Annotated in this window: 19 protein-coding genes and 1 tRNA gene; 11 read left to right on the forward strand and 9 right to left on the reverse strand. The window is 66.5% G+C overall.

What is annotated here, in order from left to right:
* The first annotated feature begins 2 nt into the window (after positions 1-2).
* The 3 genes from gvpM to FCF25_RS09655 all read left to right on the forward strand — a co-directional run bounded on the left by gvpM (position 3) and on the right by FCF25_RS09655 (position 1,990).
* Positions 3-314 carry a gas vesicle protein GvpM gene (gene gvpM / locus FCF25_RS09645; RefSeq protein ID WP_117592705.1) on the forward strand — a complete coding sequence of 104 codons (312 nt, stop codon included), beginning with the start codon at positions 3-5 and terminating at the stop codon, positions 312-314.
* Between the two features lie 109 nt (positions 315-423).
* Positions 424-1,089 carry a helix-turn-helix domain-containing protein gene (locus FCF25_RS09650; RefSeq protein WP_117592703.1) on the forward strand — a complete coding sequence of 222 codons (666 nt, stop codon included), beginning with the start codon at positions 424-426 and terminating at the stop codon, positions 1,087-1,089.
* A gap of 73 nt (positions 1,090-1,162) precedes the next feature.
* Positions 1,163-1,990, forward strand: coding sequence for a biotin/lipoate A/B protein ligase family protein (locus FCF25_RS09655; protein ID WP_137048445.1), 828 nt, complete (start codon positions 1,163-1,165; stop codon positions 1,988-1,990).
* 3 nt (positions 1,991-1,993) lie between these two features.
* On the opposite strand, the gene FCF25_RS09660 is transcribed toward FCF25_RS09655, so the two are convergent.
* Entirely contained in the window at positions 1,994-2,527 is a 534-nt protein-coding gene (locus FCF25_RS09660) for a redoxin domain-containing protein (protein WP_137048447.1), read from the reverse strand.
* A gap of 112 nt (positions 2,528-2,639) precedes the next feature.
* Between FCF25_RS09660 and FCF25_RS09665 the strand changes: the two genes are divergently transcribed.
* Complete coding sequence (locus tag FCF25_RS09665) at positions 2,640-3,509, forward strand: deoxyribonuclease IV (protein WP_137048449.1); 870 nt, start codon at positions 2,640-2,642, stop codon at positions 3,507-3,509.
* 63 nt (positions 3,510-3,572) lie between these two features.
* Positions 3,573-4,373, forward strand: coding sequence for a methyltransferase domain-containing protein (locus tag FCF25_RS09670; RefSeq protein WP_174786375.1), 801 nt, complete (start codon positions 3,573-3,575; stop codon positions 4,371-4,373).
* Positions 4,374-4,399: 26 nt separating this feature from the next.
* Here FCF25_RS09670 and FCF25_RS09675 read toward each other — a convergent pair whose 3' ends face one another.
* From FCF25_RS09675 to FCF25_RS09690, 4 genes are all read right to left on the reverse strand, one after another.
* Entirely contained in the window at positions 4,400-4,627 is a 228-nt protein-coding gene (locus FCF25_RS09675) for a hypothetical protein (RefSeq protein ID WP_137048451.1), read from the reverse strand.
* Positions 4,628-4,694: 67 nt separating this feature from the next.
* On the reverse strand, positions 4,695-5,345 hold the full coding sequence (locus FCF25_RS09680; RefSeq protein WP_117592690.1) for a hypothetical protein: 651 nt from the start codon (positions 5,343-5,345) through the stop codon (positions 4,695-4,697).
* A 52-nt stretch (positions 5,346-5,397) separates the two neighbouring features.
* Positions 5,398-6,192 carry an NAD(P)-dependent oxidoreductase gene (locus FCF25_RS09685; protein WP_137048453.1) on the reverse strand — a complete coding sequence of 265 codons (795 nt, stop codon included), beginning with the start codon at positions 6,190-6,192 and terminating at the stop codon, positions 5,398-5,400.
* Between the two features lie 69 nt (positions 6,193-6,261).
* Positions 6,262-6,717, reverse strand: coding sequence for a DUF4442 domain-containing protein (locus tag FCF25_RS09690; RefSeq protein ID WP_137048455.1), 456 nt, complete (start codon positions 6,715-6,717; stop codon positions 6,262-6,264).
* A 114-nt stretch (positions 6,718-6,831) separates the two neighbouring features.
* Here FCF25_RS09690 and FCF25_RS09695 point away from each other — a divergent pair, with 114 nt between their 5' ends.
* A complete protein-coding gene (locus tag FCF25_RS09695; protein ID WP_137048457.1) occupies positions 6,832-7,803 on the forward strand; it encodes a TIGR00269 family protein in 972 nt (323 codons plus the stop codon).
* 143 nt (positions 7,804-7,946) lie between these two features.
* On the opposite strand, the gene ftsZ is transcribed toward FCF25_RS09695, so the two are convergent.
* From ftsZ to FCF25_RS09710, 3 genes are all read right to left on the reverse strand, one after another.
* Positions 7,947-9,146, reverse strand: a complete 1,200-nt coding sequence (gene ftsZ / locus FCF25_RS09700; RefSeq protein ID WP_117592682.1) for a cell division protein FtsZ — start codon at positions 9,144-9,146, stop codon at positions 7,947-7,949.
* Between the two features lie 4 nt (positions 9,147-9,150).
* A complete protein-coding gene (locus FCF25_RS09705; protein ID WP_117592680.1) occupies positions 9,151-9,339 on the reverse strand; it encodes a ribbon-helix-helix domain-containing protein in 189 nt (62 codons plus the stop codon).
* Positions 9,340-9,549: 210 nt separating this feature from the next.
* Entirely contained in the window at positions 9,550-10,065 is a 516-nt protein-coding gene (locus tag FCF25_RS09710; RefSeq protein WP_137048459.1) for a zinc-ribbon domain-containing protein, read from the reverse strand.
* 116 nt (positions 10,066-10,181) lie between these two features.
* On the opposite strand from FCF25_RS09710, the gene FCF25_RS09715 reads away from it, so the two are divergent.
* Positions 10,182-10,255 (forward strand) — tRNA-Tyr (locus FCF25_RS09715).
* A 286-nt stretch (positions 10,256-10,541) separates the two neighbouring features.
* Here FCF25_RS09715 and FCF25_RS09720 read toward each other — a convergent pair.
* Complete coding sequence (locus FCF25_RS09720; protein ID WP_137048461.1) at positions 10,542-10,841, reverse strand: hypothetical protein; 300 nt, start codon at positions 10,839-10,841, stop codon at positions 10,542-10,544.
* Positions 10,842-10,989: 148 nt separating this feature from the next.
* Here FCF25_RS09720 and FCF25_RS09725 point away from each other — a divergent pair, with 148 nt between their 5' ends.
* The 4 genes from FCF25_RS09725 to FCF25_RS09740 all read left to right on the forward strand — a co-directional run bounded on the left by FCF25_RS09725 (position 10,990) and on the right by FCF25_RS09740 (position 14,812).
* Positions 10,990-11,979: an aldo/keto reductase gene (locus FCF25_RS09725; protein ID WP_137048463.1), complete on the forward strand. Its 990-nt coding sequence runs from the start codon at positions 10,990-10,992 to the stop codon at positions 11,977-11,979.
* A 90-nt stretch (positions 11,980-12,069) separates the two neighbouring features.
* Positions 12,070-13,092, forward strand: a complete 1,023-nt coding sequence (locus FCF25_RS09730; protein ID WP_137048465.1) for a Gfo/Idh/MocA family protein — start codon at positions 12,070-12,072, stop codon at positions 13,090-13,092.
* 65 nt (positions 13,093-13,157) lie between these two features.
* Positions 13,158-13,562, forward strand: coding sequence for a hypothetical protein (locus FCF25_RS09735; RefSeq protein WP_137048466.1), 405 nt, complete (start codon positions 13,158-13,160; stop codon positions 13,560-13,562).
* 68 nt (positions 13,563-13,630) lie between these two features.
* Positions 13,631-14,812 carry a Xaa-Pro peptidase family protein gene (locus FCF25_RS09740; protein ID WP_117592669.1) on the forward strand — a complete coding sequence of 394 codons (1,182 nt, stop codon included), beginning with the start codon at positions 13,631-13,633 and terminating at the stop codon, positions 14,810-14,812.
* Positions 14,813-14,816 lie beyond the last annotated feature (4 nt).

Consider the following 14,816-nt stretch of genomic DNA (forward strand, 5'->3'; position numbering starts at 1 on the left):
CGGTGCGGCCGACGCGCCGGGACGACGACGCCGTCGTCGACCTCCTGGACGTGTTGCTCACCGAGGGGGTGATGATACAGGCGGACCTCATCGTCACCGTGGCGGACATCCCGCTTCTCGGCGTCCAACTGCGCGCGGCGCTCGCCGGCATGGAGACGATGCTGGAGTACGGGCTCCTTTCGGAGTGGGACGAGAAGACGCGCGAGCGAGCGCGCCGCCGAGAGGAGCAACTACGGGGTTCGCGGGGGGCGCGGCCGTACTCGGGAGTCCGGCCGACGCCCGAGACACCGACCGGAGACGACGGGACAGGCTGAGATTACACTCGAACGCGTGACTGTTCCAGCGGCGAAAGCTCTCGGTAATCGAAACCGTCCCGAATTTCTGAGCCATTACTAATCCCCTTCCAGCGCGTTCGAAACCGGTATGAGCGTCGTCGCAACCCTCGAACATCCGACAGAGCAGTTTCCTCTCCGGAGCACGCTCGCCAGCGTCCCGGGTCTCGAAATCGAAGCGGAGTCCGTCGCCGCCCACGGAACCGACCGGCTGCTCGCGTTCGTCTGGATGCGTTGCGACGACTGGGGCGCGCTCGACCGGGCGTTGGCCACGGACCACACGCTCACCGACGCCGCGCTCCTGAAAGAGCAGGGAGAACGGCGACTGTACCGACTCGACTGGGCCGAGGGCTTCGAACCGGTCGCCCGACTGCTCGACGACGAGGGCGCGACCATCATGAACGCCTCCGCTCGCAACGACGTGTGGACGTTCCGCATCCTGTTCCCGCACCGCGACTCGCTCTCGCGGACGCTGCGCATCACCGAGGAGGAGGCCGCCGGCTTCTCGGTCCAGCGCATCCGCGAGTTCGACACGGCCCGGAACGGGTCGGACGTCGACGACACGTTCGGTCTCACCGCCTCCCAGCGCGAGGCGCTCCGCGCGGCGCTCGACGGCGGTTACTACCAGGTTCCGCGCGGGGCCGAACTGTCGGAGCTCGCCGCCGACCTCGACATCAGCCATCAGGCACTCTCGGAGCGCCTCCGCCGCGCACACGGCCATCTCGCCGCCTACGCAGCCGAACAGTTCGGGCCGTGAGTTCGCCGCCCGACGATTCTCTCCCTCACCGCGCGTCGTAACCACTTTCTCTCACTCCCGCCTACCGCCGCCTATGACCGACGACGCGCCGTCGGCCGACCGGCAGTGGCGACTCGTCCGCGAGGAGTCCCGGTCGGGGCCGATGAACATGGCGCTAGACGAGATCGCGGCCGAGACGGCCGCCGACGGCGGCCCGAGAACGGTCCGGGTCTACCGGTGGGAGCCGAGCACGCTCTCTCTGGGCTACCGGCAAGCGCCCGACACCGTCGACTGGGAGTTCTGCGAACGCGAGGGAATCACCGTCACGCGCCGCCAGACCGGCGGCGGCGGCATCTACCACGACGAGTTCGGCGACATCTCCTACTCCATCACCGCGCCGGCCGAGGAGCTCCCGAGCCGACTGCTCGACTGCTATCACCTGCTCTGTGCGCCCGTCCTCGACGGCTTCGGGCGGATGGGCGTCGACGCCGACTTCGCCGACGAGCAGCTGCCGGCCATCCACCAACCGGCGTGTTACCTGCGGGAACTGCACCCCGCCCACGACGTCGTCGCCGGCGGCCGCAAAATCAGCGGCAACGCCCAGTACCGCCGAAAGGACGCCGTCATCCAGCACGGCTCGTTGACGTACAGCGTGCTCGCCGACCGACACCTCGGCGTGTTCGCCGACCCCGGAATCGACGCGGAGACGTTCCGCGAACGGGTCACCGGTATCGACGAACTGACGAACGTGTCCCGCGACGAGGCCGTTTCGGCGCTCGAAGACGCCCTCGGCGAGTGGGTCGACGCCGAGGAAGGCGAGTGGACCGACGAGGAACTGGAGCGCGCCCGCGAACGTGCGCGCGAGAAGTACGAATCCGACGACTGGGTTCGGCGGCGCGCCGAGTCGCGGTCGTCGGAGTAGGACTCAGAACCCGAACGTCTGTTCTTCGTCGCCGCCGAGTTCCGCCTGAATCGCCTCGTGAATCTCTCCGACCGGCGGCGTGTCGCGCGTCGGGTCCAACCAGTGGTCGCCGACCCACCTGTACCGAACCGTCATCGACTCGTCGAGGAGAAAACAGGAGCGCCGCGCCCGGCGCGAGATGCCGAACGCGCGGTACGCGACGTCGAACGCCTCCGCGATGTCGAGGTCGCCGTCGGAGTACAGCGGAAAGCCGAGGTTCAGGCGGTTGATGAACTGGCGGTGCGTCCGCACGCCGGATTTGCTCACGCCGACGACCTGCACCCGCTCGCCGGTCGAGAACCAGTCGAAGTCGCGGAACGAACACCACTCTTCGATACAGTCGGGACTGAAATCCGCCGTGTAGAAGGACAGCAACACGGGTTTCTCTGCCGCGAGCGCCGCGAGCGACACGTCGTCTACTTCTCCGTCGGGTCGAACGAGTTGCCCGGTGACGTCCGGGGCGGACTCGCCCACCTCGACGCCTACGTGTTCGGCCATACGACTCTCTTAGATTCCAATGCGTTAGCTGTTCGCGTCTCGGTAGTGGGTCGACGAGCGCCGACACCGCGACTCCGAAGTTCCTATGTGCGCCGAATTCTTCCGCGCTGATATGCGAGTTGGAGCACACGTCTCAATATCTAGCTCAAAAGCGACTAGTGACTCGGTGACCCCTCCTCACGAAAATATAGCAAACGCTGTATTCCGTCAAAAGGAGGTGGGTGGTAACTGCGGACAAATATTCACCCACTCACCGCAGGTATGGAAGCACCAAGAGATAACCGACGAAGACGCCGCGACGTTTCGCGAAGAGACAGAAGCCGAGTTGGACGGCCCGTGGGTTATCCACTCGTCGTACCTCGTCAACCTCTGCACGCCGAAGGACGGACTCCGCGAGAAATCCATCGACTCGATGCAGAAGGAGGTCGACGCCGCGGCCCGACTCGGCGTCGAGTACGTCAACGTCCACCTCGGCGCGCACACCGGCGCGGGCGTCGAGCAGGGCCTCGAAAACGCGGCGTCGGCGCTGGACGAACTCGACGTGCCCGACGGCGTGACGGTGCTCGTCGAGAGCGACGCCGGCAGCGGCACCAAACTCGGCGGCGACTTCGAGCACCTCGCCACCGTCATCGAGAAGGCCGACCTCGACATCGACGTCTGTCTCGACACCGCCCACGCGTTCGCCGCGGGCTACGACCTCTCGACGGCCGAGGGCGTCGACGACACCGTCGCCGCCTTCGACGACGAAATCGGCCTCGAACACCTGAAGTGCGTCCACCTGAACGACTCGAAACACGAGTGCGGGACGAACAAGGACGAACACGCCCACATCGGCGAGGGCTACATCGGCGAAGACGGCATGAACGCGTTCGTCAACCACCCGGACCTCGCCGAGGTGCCGCTGGTGCTGGAGACGCCCAACGAGGCCGAGAAAGGGTTCGAGTGGGACATCGCCCGCGTGAAGGAACTGCGCGAGAACTGACTTCCCGCCGATTTTCCACCCCGAATCCCCCCGCTTATCACCGGCGCTCGTGAACACCGGAGCATGCGCCGGTTCTCAGCGGAGTACCTCAGTCGAACGCGCGACGGGATGTGGGGCGGGTCGCGCGAGGCGCTCGCCGACCTCGACTTGCTGAACCGGCGTCGGATTCTCGACGTCGGCTGCGGCACGGGCGAACTCGCCCGCGTCCTCGCCGACGAAGCGCCGGACGCGCAGGTCGTCGGCGTCGACGCCGACCCTCAGTTACTCCGTGTCGCCCGCGAGCAGACCGAACTCTCGGTCGTCGCCGGCGACGCGACGCGCCTCCCCGTCGTCGACGACGCCGCGGACCTCGTGGTCTGTCAGGCGCTGTTGAGCAACCTTCCGGAGCCGGACGCGGCCGTCTCGGAGTTCGAACGAGCGTCGTCGGAGCTCGTCGCCGCGGTCGAACCGGACAACGCCTCGGTCGGCGTCGACTCCACCGTCGACCGCGAGGTGACGCTCGAACGCAGCGTCAGAGAGGCGTATCTCGACGGCGTCCGGACGGACGTCTCGCTCGGGAGCCGCGTCTCGGAACTGTTCGCCGACGCGGGGCTCTCCGAAATCCGGACGCGCCGCCACCACCAGCGGAAAGTCGTCGAACCGCCGTACGACGAGGCCGACGTGGAGAGCGCCCGGTTGAAGGCGACCGGCGAGGGGTTCGACCGTTACGAGGCGGAGCTCCGGCGGACGCTCTCGGACGCCGAGTTCGACGCGCTCCGCGCCGAGTGGCGCGAGATGGGGCGGTCGGTGGTCGACCAGATGCAGCGGGGGAGCTACCGGCGCGCGGAGGTCGTCCCGTTCGACGTGACCGTCGGACGGGTGTGAGTGCGGAACAGGACCCGAAGGTCGGTTTACTCGTCGGCGTTCGGTCCGGTGAGCGAGTCGTCCTCTTCGCCGCCCTCGTCGCCACCGCCGTTCTCTCCGCCCTCGCCGCCTTCGCCGCCACCGCCGTTCTCCCCGCCCTCGTCGTCTTCCTCCTCGCCCGGCGACGAACACCCCGCCAGACCGACTGTAGCTGCGACGCTCGCTGCGCCTGCGATGCGGACGAACCGTCGTCTCGACGTGCGGTCTCGACTCATCGAGCGAAACGTCACCGCCGAGGGAAATAGAACGTCGGACTGTCAGCTCTCTCGACCGGTCGAGCGCTCAGACGACGTCGCCGCGGACCGTCGTGCCGGTCTGTTCGGCGCGGTACTCGCGCATCCGCGTCGCGGCGGTCTGCGCCTCTTCGTCGTCCATCCCGAGCATCTCCAGCGCACCGGAGAGCGTCGGGAACGGGAGTTCGCCGCCGCGGAGCTTTTCGAGCGTCTCGTCGCCGCGCTGGCCGTCCAGCCAGAGACAGACGCCGCGCGGGTCGAGAATCTCCTCGTAGGCGCCGCGAGCGACGGCACCTCTCAACCGCTGGGTGACGTTGTCGTCGAAGCTCGCGTTACAGACTTCGAGGTGAATCGGCTCGCCGTCGTCGAGCAGGTGCGCGGCGAGACACTTCTCGGGGGCGGCGTAGCCGTTGTCGTTGGCGCGGACGTGTTCGGGGAACTGCTCGGCCCAGTCGGCGGAGACGCTCTTGCCGATTCCCTTCACGCCGAATCGGGTTTCGAGGTCGGCCGCCCGCTCGGCGTCCGCGTCGCCGCGCATCATGATATCCTTCGTGAGGTAGACGTCGAGACGGTCGATGGGGTCGAGTCCGAGCGCCACGTCGCCGTACACCCAAATCTCGCGGACGGGCACCGGCATCGGTTCGGACTCGACCGTGTCGACGAGCGCTTCGACGCGGTCGAGAGCTTCCTGTCGCTCCATCGCCGGAACGTCGGCGCGCCGCGGGGAAAACGGTTTCCGACTTCCCGAGGCCCTACCCGTCGAGTTCGGCCGCCGAGTTGTCCCGCGGTCGGTAGTCGAGCGCGTGCCGCGTCTCGGTCAGCGAGAGGTAGCGGTCGTCGTTCGCGGAGACGCCGTGGGCGGTCACCGCCTCGCCGCCGGTGTCACCGAGCCCGTCGCCGTCGAGCGACGCCGTCACCGCGTCGCGAACGACGCGCCGACAGTCGTCGGGACTGAGCCACATTGCACGGAGAAACTGCGAGTCGACCTCCGGGTCAGAATTCCTCTCCCGGAGGTCGTCGGGTTCGAGCAACCAGCCGATGCGGAGGTTGACGACGTCTACGTCGTGTCGCGCGGCGTACAGCTGCCCGAGCGCCTCGCCGGAGACTTTCGAGACGCCGTAGAAGGAGTCGGGCAGCGTCGGGTCGTCCGGGCGGACGGTCCGCACGCGGTCGGTCATCGACTCCGGGTCGTCGGGGTCGTCGACGTTGTACTGGTGGACGGCGTGGTTCGAGGAGGCGAAGACGACGCGGTCGAGGCTGTTCTCGACGGCCGCCTCGTAGGCGTTGCGCGTCCCGTCGATGTTCGTCTCGAAGACACCCTCCCAGTCGGCGGTCGGCGACGGGTTCGCCGCGAGGTGGACGAGCACGTCCTGTCCTGCGAGCGCATCCGAGAACGCCTCGGCGTCAGTCACGTCGAGGACGACGCTGTCGAGGTCGTCGTGCTCGCGGTGGGTTATCGCGGTCACCTCGTGATCGGTGTCCTCGAACGCGCGCAGCGCCTCTCTGCCGACGTTTCCCGCCGCTCCGGTGATTGCGACGTTCGTCATACGATGTGTACCGCAGTCAGCGCAAAATAGCTCGGGGCGGTCCCTCGCGGGCTTCGGTCCGACGCGCCCTCACTCGTCGCGGCGGACGTACAGCGTCTTCGAGACCTCGGCGTACACGTCGCCGTCGGCGTCGAACAACCGCAGGTCGTACTCGCGGTCGGTCGACTCGCCGGGGTCGAGGGTGTCTCGAATCGCCTCTATCTCCTCGTCGGGGAGGCGGAAGTCGGCGTACAGCGTCCGGTCGCCCGGTCTCTTGAACTCGATACTCGCGGCGCGGTCCCAGACGGTGAAGCCGTCGCCGAGGCGGCGATTCAGCATGATGACGTACACCGGGTCGACGGCGGCGTACATGCTCCCGCCGAAGGTGGTGCCGTAGACGTTCTTCGTCCGCCACGTCAGCGGGAGTTCGACCTGCACGCGACTCCAATCGCGCTCGATGTACCGGACTCTCCCGCCGGTGCTTCGATACGTCGGGTGGAGGTTGAACCCGAGGCGCGCGAGGCGGGTTCGGAGCGATTCGTTCATGGGCGTCGGTCGGAGGGTCGCGGGAAGTCAGTTCGGATGTGGGTTCGGCGAGTCGTCGCCCCTCGACCGCGGAGACGAAACGATCATACGCGCGAGACGGCAACAGACACGAAAATGGAGTGCGACAAGTGCGACCGCGACGCCGTCATGGTCGCGAACTACTCGGGGGCGCATCTCTGCGAGAACCACTTCTGCGCCTCGGTCGAGAAACGCGTCCGGCGACGCGTCCGCGAGGATAGCCTCGTCCCGCGCGACGCCAGTCCCGACGACCCCGATACGTGGGTTATCGGTCTCTCGGGCGGCAAAGACAGCGTCGTGCTCACGCACATCTTGGACGAGACGTTCGGGCCGGACCCCCGAATCGAACTCGTCGCGCTCTCCATCCACGAGGGCATCGAGGGCTACCGCGACAAGAGCCTCGACGCCTGCGTCGAACTCTGCGAGGACCTCTCGCTGCACCACGAGGTCGTCTCCTACGAGGAGGAACTCGGCGTTCGGATGGACGACGTGGTGGAGAAAGACCCCGAGAACATGGCTCCCTGCGCGTACTGCGGCGTGTTCCGACGCGACCTGCTCGAACAGTACGCCGAGGAACTCGGCGCGGACAAACTGCTCACCGGTCACAACTTAGACGACGAGGCGCAGACGGCGCTGATGAACTTCCTCGAGGGCGACGTGACCCAGGTGGCGAAACACTTCGACGCGAGCATCGGCGACTTCGAGAAGCGCGCGCTCTCGGAGAACTTCGTCCCGCGAGCCAAACCGCTGCGCGACGTCCCCGAGAAGGAAGTCGCGCTGTACGCGCACCTGAAGGACCTCCCGGCGCACATCACCGAGTGCCCGCACGCGAGCGAAGCCTACCGCGGCGAGATACAGCAGTTGCTCCTCGAACTCGAAGAGAACCACCCCGGGACGCGCCACTCCATCATGGCCGGCTACGAGGAACTCGCGCAGATGGCCGCCGAGCAGTACCGCGGCGACGGCGACGAGGACGTCGAACTCAACGAGTGCGAGCGCTGCGGGTCGAAGACGGGCGGGACGGTCTGTCGCAAGTGTAAGCTCGTCGAGGCGGTTCAGGCGGTCTGAGACCGGGCGCGGCCCCGAACTACGACTGAGCGGAACTCGCTGAAAACGTTCGCTCCCTTCCCGCTCTCTCCCGCTCACGAGGCGTCGCTCACCACCTACATTCGGGTTTCTGAGAACAGCGTACGGTCGAAGTCGCCGAGCAGTTAGCGGATGACGTCGAGGCCGTTGTTGCGTTCGACCTCGTCCTGTCCGCCGTCGGACTGCCACGAACCGTTCGGATTCGTGCTCGTCCGACGCTGTCGGTTCTGACTCGTCTCGAACTCCGAACCGCCCGAACTCCCGTCGAGACTGGCGCGCGAGCGGTCGGCCTGCTTCTGGGTCGTCGGGCCGAGCACCTGCGCGCTCTGGACGCCGGTCATGATGGCCATGACGCGGACTTTCCCTTTGTACTCCTCCTGGATGCGCGCGCCCCAGATGACGTTGGCGCTCGCTTCGAGGCGTTCGGTGATGTTGTCGGCGATGCCCTCGGCCTCCTTGAGCGTGAGGTCGGGGCCGCCGGTGATGTGGACGAGCCCGCCGGACGCCCCGCGGTAGTCCACGTCGAGAAGCGGGTGGTTCATCGCGTCGCGAACCACTTCTTCGGTCTTGTTCTTGTCCTGCGTCTCCCCGACCAGCATCACGGCGACGCCACCCTGGTTCATGATGGTGGACATGTCGGCGTAGTCGAGGTTGATGAGCGACGGCTGAGTGATGGTCTCCGAAATCCCCTTGACGGTCTCGGCGATGATCTGGTCCATCACCGAGAACGCCTTGCCGATCGGGAGGTTCGGGACGTAGTCGAGCAGGCGGTTGTTGTCGAGGACGATGATGGAGTCCGCCTCGTTGCGGAGTTTCTCCAGCCCTTCCTCGGCTTTCACCGTCCGGGCACGCTCGACGTTGAACGGCGTCGAGACCATGCCGACGACGATGGCGCCCTGTTCTTTGGCGATCTTCGCGACGACGGGAGCGGCACCGGTGCCGGTGCCGCCGCCCATCCCGGCGGTGACGAACACGAGGTCGGCTTTGCCGAGAACCTCTTTGATGGTTCCCTGCGCCATCTCGGTCGCCCGTTCGCCCATCGAAGGGTCGCCGCCGGCACCGAGGCCGGAGGTCAGCGACTTGCCGACGAGAATCTTCGTGTCGGCCTCGATCATCTTCAGGTGCTGTTTGTCTGTGTTGATAGCGACGGTGTCGGCGCCCTCGACGCCGATGTTGTAGAGGCGGTTGATGGTGTTGTTCCCAGCACCACCGCAGCCGACGATGACGATACGGGGTTCGCCGAACTCGTCGTCGTCGCTCTGCGCCTCCATGTCGCGCTGCTCGGCTTCGGCGTTTTCGAGTGCGTCTTGAACGATATCTTGCATTCGATTACACCTTCGCCCAGCTGCGCTTGGTGCGCTCGGGACGTTTTGCGTCGCGTTCTTCGGCCTGCTCGTTGAGCATCTCGCGGACGGCCGAACGGATGGCTTCGCTGCGGTTCGGGAACTCTCCCGTTTCCACCATCTGTTCGACTTCCTCGATCTGCTGCTTCGGAATTCGTAGTGTCACACGCTCCATATTTGCATTCCCCCGGTAAGACGGTCGGGCACATGCCCGACAGTGTCATCACGCGCCGAAATCGCACGAGGAGGGCGACTTTGCCCCACCGATTCCGGAGCGTAAGACGACCGTCTTACGCGAACGTAAGCACAGACCGATGGGATATAAATGTAACGGCGAATGTAAGACACGGCCGTAGAACGGTGTTTACGCGGTCCTAGCGAGCCGTCACCGCCGTTCGAGAACGTCCGCCGCCGGAGTCCGTCGACCGCACCCCGGACAGAACGCCCAGTCCGAACGGACCTCGTCTCCGCAGTCGCAGAACAATCGGCGAGACGCTTTCTCACCGCAGTTCGGGCAGTACATCTGTCCGTCGGACAGCTCTTCGCCGCACTGGCTGCAGGACTTCTCGTCCGCCGTCTCCGCTCCGTCGACGGTTGTCTTACGTTCTTCCGAGTCGTCGTCGCTCGCACCGTCGAGGCTGATGTTGACGTTGACGTCCTGTGGTCGACGGTTCTCGGCCTGTCGGAGCCGCTCACCGACGAGTTCGTCGACGCGCTCGCGGACGAGTTCGTCGATACGTTCGGACACCGGTGCGACCGACCCCGCGTCCGCACCGGCCTCACGTTCCGACGCGTCGAGGTACGCACGAAGCGCCTCGCGCATGACCTCGCTCTTGGAGGCGTCTAACGCCTCCAGTCGCTCGACGAGGTCGTCGTCCGCGCGGAACGTGACTTTACTCATCTTCGTTGAGAGGAATTATGCGACACTATTTCAATCTTGCCCAATCCTCGTCATTCGTTCACGTACATCGCGCCGAACAGCAATCGTTATACCCGAGAATGCGGTACGACAGGGCACCGCTCTTAGCTCAGCCTGGCAGAGCAGCCGACTGTAGATCGGCTTGTCCCCCGTTCAAATCGGGGAGAGCGGACTGAACTTCAGCGCCGAGAGCGGAGCGAACCGGTGCTGAATGTGAAGGACTGCTCTCCCCGATTTGAGCACGGAAGTCACAGGCCGAGAGCGAACGTAGTGAGCGGCCCGGAACGTCTTCGCTCGTTCAAATCACCGCGGCTTCGCTTTCGCTCGCCACGAGCCCTCGTTCACTACGTTCACGAGGACGGAGAGAGCGGACTTTTCCCGCGAACAGTGCGAGACTGGGGTTCTCGATTCGCTCACGAGGGAGGAGCGAGCAGCCTTTCCACGGCTCTCGAACGGCGTCATCTCCGTCGAACGCCCTCGGGGGTCGTCCACTTACCGCTCGAACTCAGAAAGAGACATCCCTCGAACGTCGTCGGGCGCTCACTCCCGGCGGGGTCGAGCCGAATCCGGAACGGTTCCTCCAGTGCGAACAGTTCGTGAACGACGTCGGCGTGCGCACTCGTCGTGAGTACGCCGTCGACCCACCCCTCGCTCGGGCGACGACGAACAGCGAGTGAGAGGTCCTCGGCGACGACACGGTCGCCGTGTTCGGACTCCACTCGAACTTCGTCGCCCTCGGCGGTGTCGTATCGGTCCACGACGTCTGTTAGATGCGTGTACACCTGAGCACTGGGTTCGGTGCCTCAGCGTGACAGTTCGTCCGCCGCGCCGTCGGGCCCAGTCGACGCCGGACGATGCCGGTGTACGGACACTTACGGCGTTCGGATACTATCACGCAGGTACACCATGCGACACCGCGAACTCGGCACCACCGGTTACGACGTGACCGAAATCGGACTCGGAACGTGGAACATCGGCAGCGACTGGGGCGACGTGAGCGAGGAGGAGGGCCGCGAAGCCGTCCGTGCGGCGCTCGACGCCGGCGTCGATTTCGTCGACACCGCCGACGTGTACGGCGACGGCGCGAGCGAGCGGCGCATCGCCGAGGTGCTGGACGAAGCAGACGCCCGCGACGACGTGACCGTCGCCACGAAAGCGGGTCGGCGTCTCGACCCGCACGGAGCCGACGGCTACACGCACGGGAACCTCGAACGGTTCGTCGACCGGAGCCGCGACAATCTCGGCGTCGACTCGCTCGACCTGCTCCAGTTGCACTGCCCGCCGACGGAGGTGTACTATCGACCCGAGGTGTTCGAGGCGCTCGACGACCTGAAGCGAGCCGGAAAGATCGACCACTACGGCGTCAGCGTCGAGAGGGTCGAAGAGGGGCTGAAAGCCATCGAGTACGACGGCGTCGAGACGGTCCAGATAATCTTCAACCCGTTCCGACAGCGACCGGCCGAACTGTTCTTCCGAGAGGCCGCCCGACGCAGCGTCGGCGTCATCGTCCGCGTGCCGCTGGCGTCGGGACTGCTCACCGGAACGCTCTCCGTCGACGACGAGTTCCCCGAGGACGACCACCGCAACTACAACCGCGACGGCGACGCGTTCGACGTGGGCGAGACGTTCGCCGGCGTCCCCTTCGAGACGGGCGTTCGCGCCGCCGACGAACTCGAACCGGCGGTGCCGGAGGACGCGACGCTCGCGCAGTTCACGCTCCGCTGGATTCTCTCGTTCGACGCCGTGAGCACCGTCATCCCCGGGTCGACCAGTCCCGAACACGTCCGCCAGAACGTCGCCGCCGCCGACCTCCCCGAACCGTCGGCCCGGCAGCACGAACGCGTCCGCGAGGTGTACGACGCGTACGTCCGCGACCACGTCCACCACCGCTGGTAGCCGGCCGGCCGGTGTCGTCACGGAGTCCCGACAACTCCGGGAACTGTCCCAACGACTATCGTACTCGTCGTCGTACTCAGTCAGGTCACGATGTCGGAGAAGACACACAGCGACGTCCCGATTCGAGTAGGTATCGTCGGTCTCGGCTACATCGGCACGACCGTCGGCGACGAGTTCGACCACCACCCGCAGGCCCGGGTCGCGGCGGTGTGCGACGTGGCCGAGTCCGCCCGCACCGACGCGGGCGAACAGTTCTCCGTGCCGATGGAGGCGCGCTACGAACAGTACGAGGAGATGCTCGACGGCGAGAACCTCGACGCAGTTCTCATCGGCACGCCGCACACGCTCCACTACGGCCAGGTCGTCGCCGCGCTCGAACGCGGCCTCCACGTCCTCTGCGACAAGCCGCTAACGACGGATTTCGAGCAGGCGAAGGACCTCTACGAGCGCACGCTCGACGCCGACGAAGTGCTGATGGTCGGCTACCAGCGCCACCTCAATCCGGCGTTCGTCGAAGCGCGAGAGCTGTGGACGGAGTCCGAGCGGACGCCGCGGTGGATAACCGCCGAGATCAGCCAGGACTGGGTCGACCGCTTCAGCGGGACCTGGCGCGCGAACCCCGACCTCAGCGGCGGCGGCTACCTCTACGACACCGGGAGCCACATCCTCGACGCCATCCTCTGGACGACGGACCTCACGCCGACGGCCGTCCGCGCGGACATGACGTTCGTCGACGACGAGGAGCGCGTCGACGAGCGCGCGGAGCTGTGGATCGAGTTCGAGGAGGGAGCCAACGCCAGCGTCTCGGTGTACGGGAAGACCCCGTGCACGCGCGAACACATCCACATCTGGGACGACGAGGGCGCGGTGTATCTCGACGGCCGCGAGTGGGAGGACCGCCAACTCACGGAGATTGACGCCGACAGCACGACGCATACGCCGTATCTCGGCGGTCGGTCGCACCCGAACAAAGCCGAGTCGTTCGTCCGCGCCATCCGGGAGGGGACGGCCCCACCCGCGACGCCGATGGACGGCCTCCGCGTCACGGCGGTCACCGAGGCGGCCTACGAGTCCGCCCGCGGCGACGGCGACTGGGTGAGCGTCGACCTCTAACCCGCGACGTCGGCTCGCCGCCCCCCGCCACTACGCCTTTTTGACTCCGCGCCGTACCGTGAGCCATGGCCGACGAACCCGACGAGAACCCCCGGACCGACCCGAGCCACGAGAGCGTCATCGAGAGCTCCCGGCAGCGGAAAGACGAGCGCGCGGACACCGTCGAGAACATCATGGACGAGATGGACCGTCACCTCGAAGGTCAGAAGTTCCCGGTTCGCGGCGAGGAACTCGCCGAGGAGTACGGCGGTCAGCCCGACGACATGCCGAACGAGACGGAGTCGCTCGGGAGCGTCTTCGACCGACTCGGACAGGACGAGGAGTACGAGTCCGCAGAGGAGGTCCGAGAGGCCGTCTACGGCGAGGTCACCGGCGAAGCCGGCGGCGAGAACGAGTACAACCCCGACCGCGAACTGCAGGAGATCGCCGAGGACGTCGTCGACGACGAGTCGAACACGAACGCGAACTGAGGCGGGAGATTCCGGAAGGCGGCGTCACCCATCCCCACCCTTTTGAGGGCCGAAAAGAAGGTGGCTGCATGGCGACCAGACTTCCTCCATCGGAGTTCGAAGCGCGCCTCGACAGCATCCGCGGCGCGCTCGCCGACACCGACGCCGACGCCGGCGTCTGGTTCGGCGCGACGAGCATCGAGTATCTCACCGGCTTCCACCACATCCAGACCGAACGACCCGTCGTCCTCGCGGTGACGCCGAACCGGATCGAAATCACGGTGCCGCGACTCGAAGTCGAGCGCGTCGAACCCAATCCACGAATCGACGCCGTCCACCACTACTTCGACTACCCCGGCGGCGAACCGCTGAAGACGGCCGTCTCGATGCTCCGCGGGATGGGCGTCGACGCCGTCGCCGCCGACGGAGACGGCGCGCCCGGCGTGATGGGCTACGAGGGGCCGAAGCTCTCGGAGTTCCTCGACGTCGAGTCCCAGCGCTGGGTCGACCGGATGCGCTGGGAGAAGACCGACGCCGAGGTCGACCTCATCCGCGAGTCGGCGAAGTGGGCGAACCTCGGCCACCGCTACCTGGCCGACTACACCGAGGTCGGCGCGCATCCGGCGACGGTCAGCCAGCGGGCGTCGACGGACGCCTCCCGCGCGATGCTCGATACGCTCGGCGACCGCTACTCGGTTCGGGTCCGCGGCGACGGCCCCGTCCACGCGGGCTACATCAGCGGCGCCGAGACGGCGCTCCCGCACGGCCACACCCCGAACGAGCGACTCTCCGAGGGCGACGTGCTCATCACCGGCGCGTCCGCGAACGTCGACGGCTACCACTCCGAACTGGAGCGGACGATGTTCGTCGGCGAGCCCACCGACGAGCAAGCGCACTACTTCGAACTCATGCTCGAAGCGCAGACCATCGCCATCGAGGCACTCGGCCCGGGCGTCTCCATCAGCCACGTCGACCAGGTCGTCTGGGACTACTTCGAAGAGCAGGGCGTGACCGACCTCGCCCAGCACCACGTCGGCCACAACATCGGCCTCGGCGGCCACGAACCGCCGTACATCGACCGCGGCTGGGACGAGGCGCAGGACGACCCCGCCGACGCCGAGATGGCCCCCGGACAGGTGTACACCATCGAACCCGGCATCTACACCGACGAGTTCGGCTACCGCCACTCCGACACCGTCGCCGTCACCGAACGCGGCACCGAGTGGCTGACGTTCTTCCCGCGGGACCTCGAATCGAACGTCATCCGGTAGCCGC

This window comes from Haloprofundus sp. MHR1 (assembly GCF_005155585.1).
Taxonomy (GTDB): domain Archaea; phylum Halobacteriota; class Halobacteria; order Halobacteriales; family Haloferacaceae; genus Haloprofundus; species Haloprofundus halophilus.

Coding starts and splice junctions, on each gene's coding strand:
- FCF25_RS09650 (WP_117592703.1), top strand. CDS start 424: ATGAGCGTCGTCGCAACCCTCGAACATCCGACAGAGCAGTTTCCTCTC.
- FCF25_RS09655 (WP_137048445.1), top strand. CDS start 1,163: ATGACCGACGACGCGCCGTCGGCCGACCGGCAGTGGCGACTCGTCCGC.
- FCF25_RS09660 (WP_137048447.1), bottom strand. CDS start 2,527: ATGGCCGAACACGTAGGCGTCGAGGTGGGCGAGTCCGCCCCGGACGTC.
- FCF25_RS09665 (WP_137048449.1), top strand. CDS start 2,640: ATGCGAGTTGGAGCACACGTCTCAATATCTAGCTCAAAAGCGACTAGT.
- FCF25_RS09670 (WP_174786375.1), top strand. CDS start 3,573: ATGCGCCGGTTCTCAGCGGAGTACCTCAGTCGAACGCGCGACGGGATG.
- FCF25_RS09675 (WP_137048451.1), bottom strand. CDS start 4,627: ATGAGTCGAGACCGCACGTCGAGACGACGGTTCGTCCGCATCGCAGGC.
- FCF25_RS09680 (WP_117592690.1), bottom strand. CDS start 5,345: ATGGAGCGACAGGAAGCTCTCGACCGCGTCGAAGCGCTCGTCGACACG.
- FCF25_RS09685 (WP_137048453.1), bottom strand. CDS start 6,192: ATGACGAACGTCGCAATCACCGGAGCGGCGGGAAACGTCGGCAGAGAG.
- FCF25_RS09690 (WP_137048455.1), bottom strand. CDS start 6,717: ATGAACGAATCGCTCCGAACCCGCCTCGCGCGCCTCGGGTTCAACCTC.
- FCF25_RS09695 (WP_137048457.1), top strand. CDS start 6,832: ATGGAGTGCGACAAGTGCGACCGCGACGCCGTCATGGTCGCGAACTAC.
- ftsZ (WP_117592682.1), bottom strand. CDS start 9,146: ATGCAAGATATCGTTCAAGACGCACTCGAAAACGCCGAAGCCGAGCAG.
- FCF25_RS09705 (WP_117592680.1), bottom strand. CDS start 9,339: ATGGAGCGTGTGACACTACGAATTCCGAAGCAGCAGATCGAGGAAGTC.
- FCF25_RS09710 (WP_137048459.1), bottom strand. CDS start 10,065: ATGAGTAAAGTCACGTTCCGCGCGGACGACGACCTCGTCGAGCGACTG.
- FCF25_RS09725 (WP_137048463.1), top strand. CDS start 10,990: ATGCGACACCGCGAACTCGGCACCACCGGTTACGACGTGACCGAAATC.
- FCF25_RS09730 (WP_137048465.1), top strand. CDS start 12,070: ATGTCGGAGAAGACACACAGCGACGTCCCGATTCGAGTAGGTATCGTC.
- FCF25_RS09735 (WP_137048466.1), top strand. CDS start 13,158: ATGGCCGACGAACCCGACGAGAACCCCCGGACCGACCCGAGCCACGAG.
- FCF25_RS09740 (WP_117592669.1), top strand. CDS start 13,631: ATGGCGACCAGACTTCCTCCATCGGAGTTCGAAGCGCGCCTCGACAGC.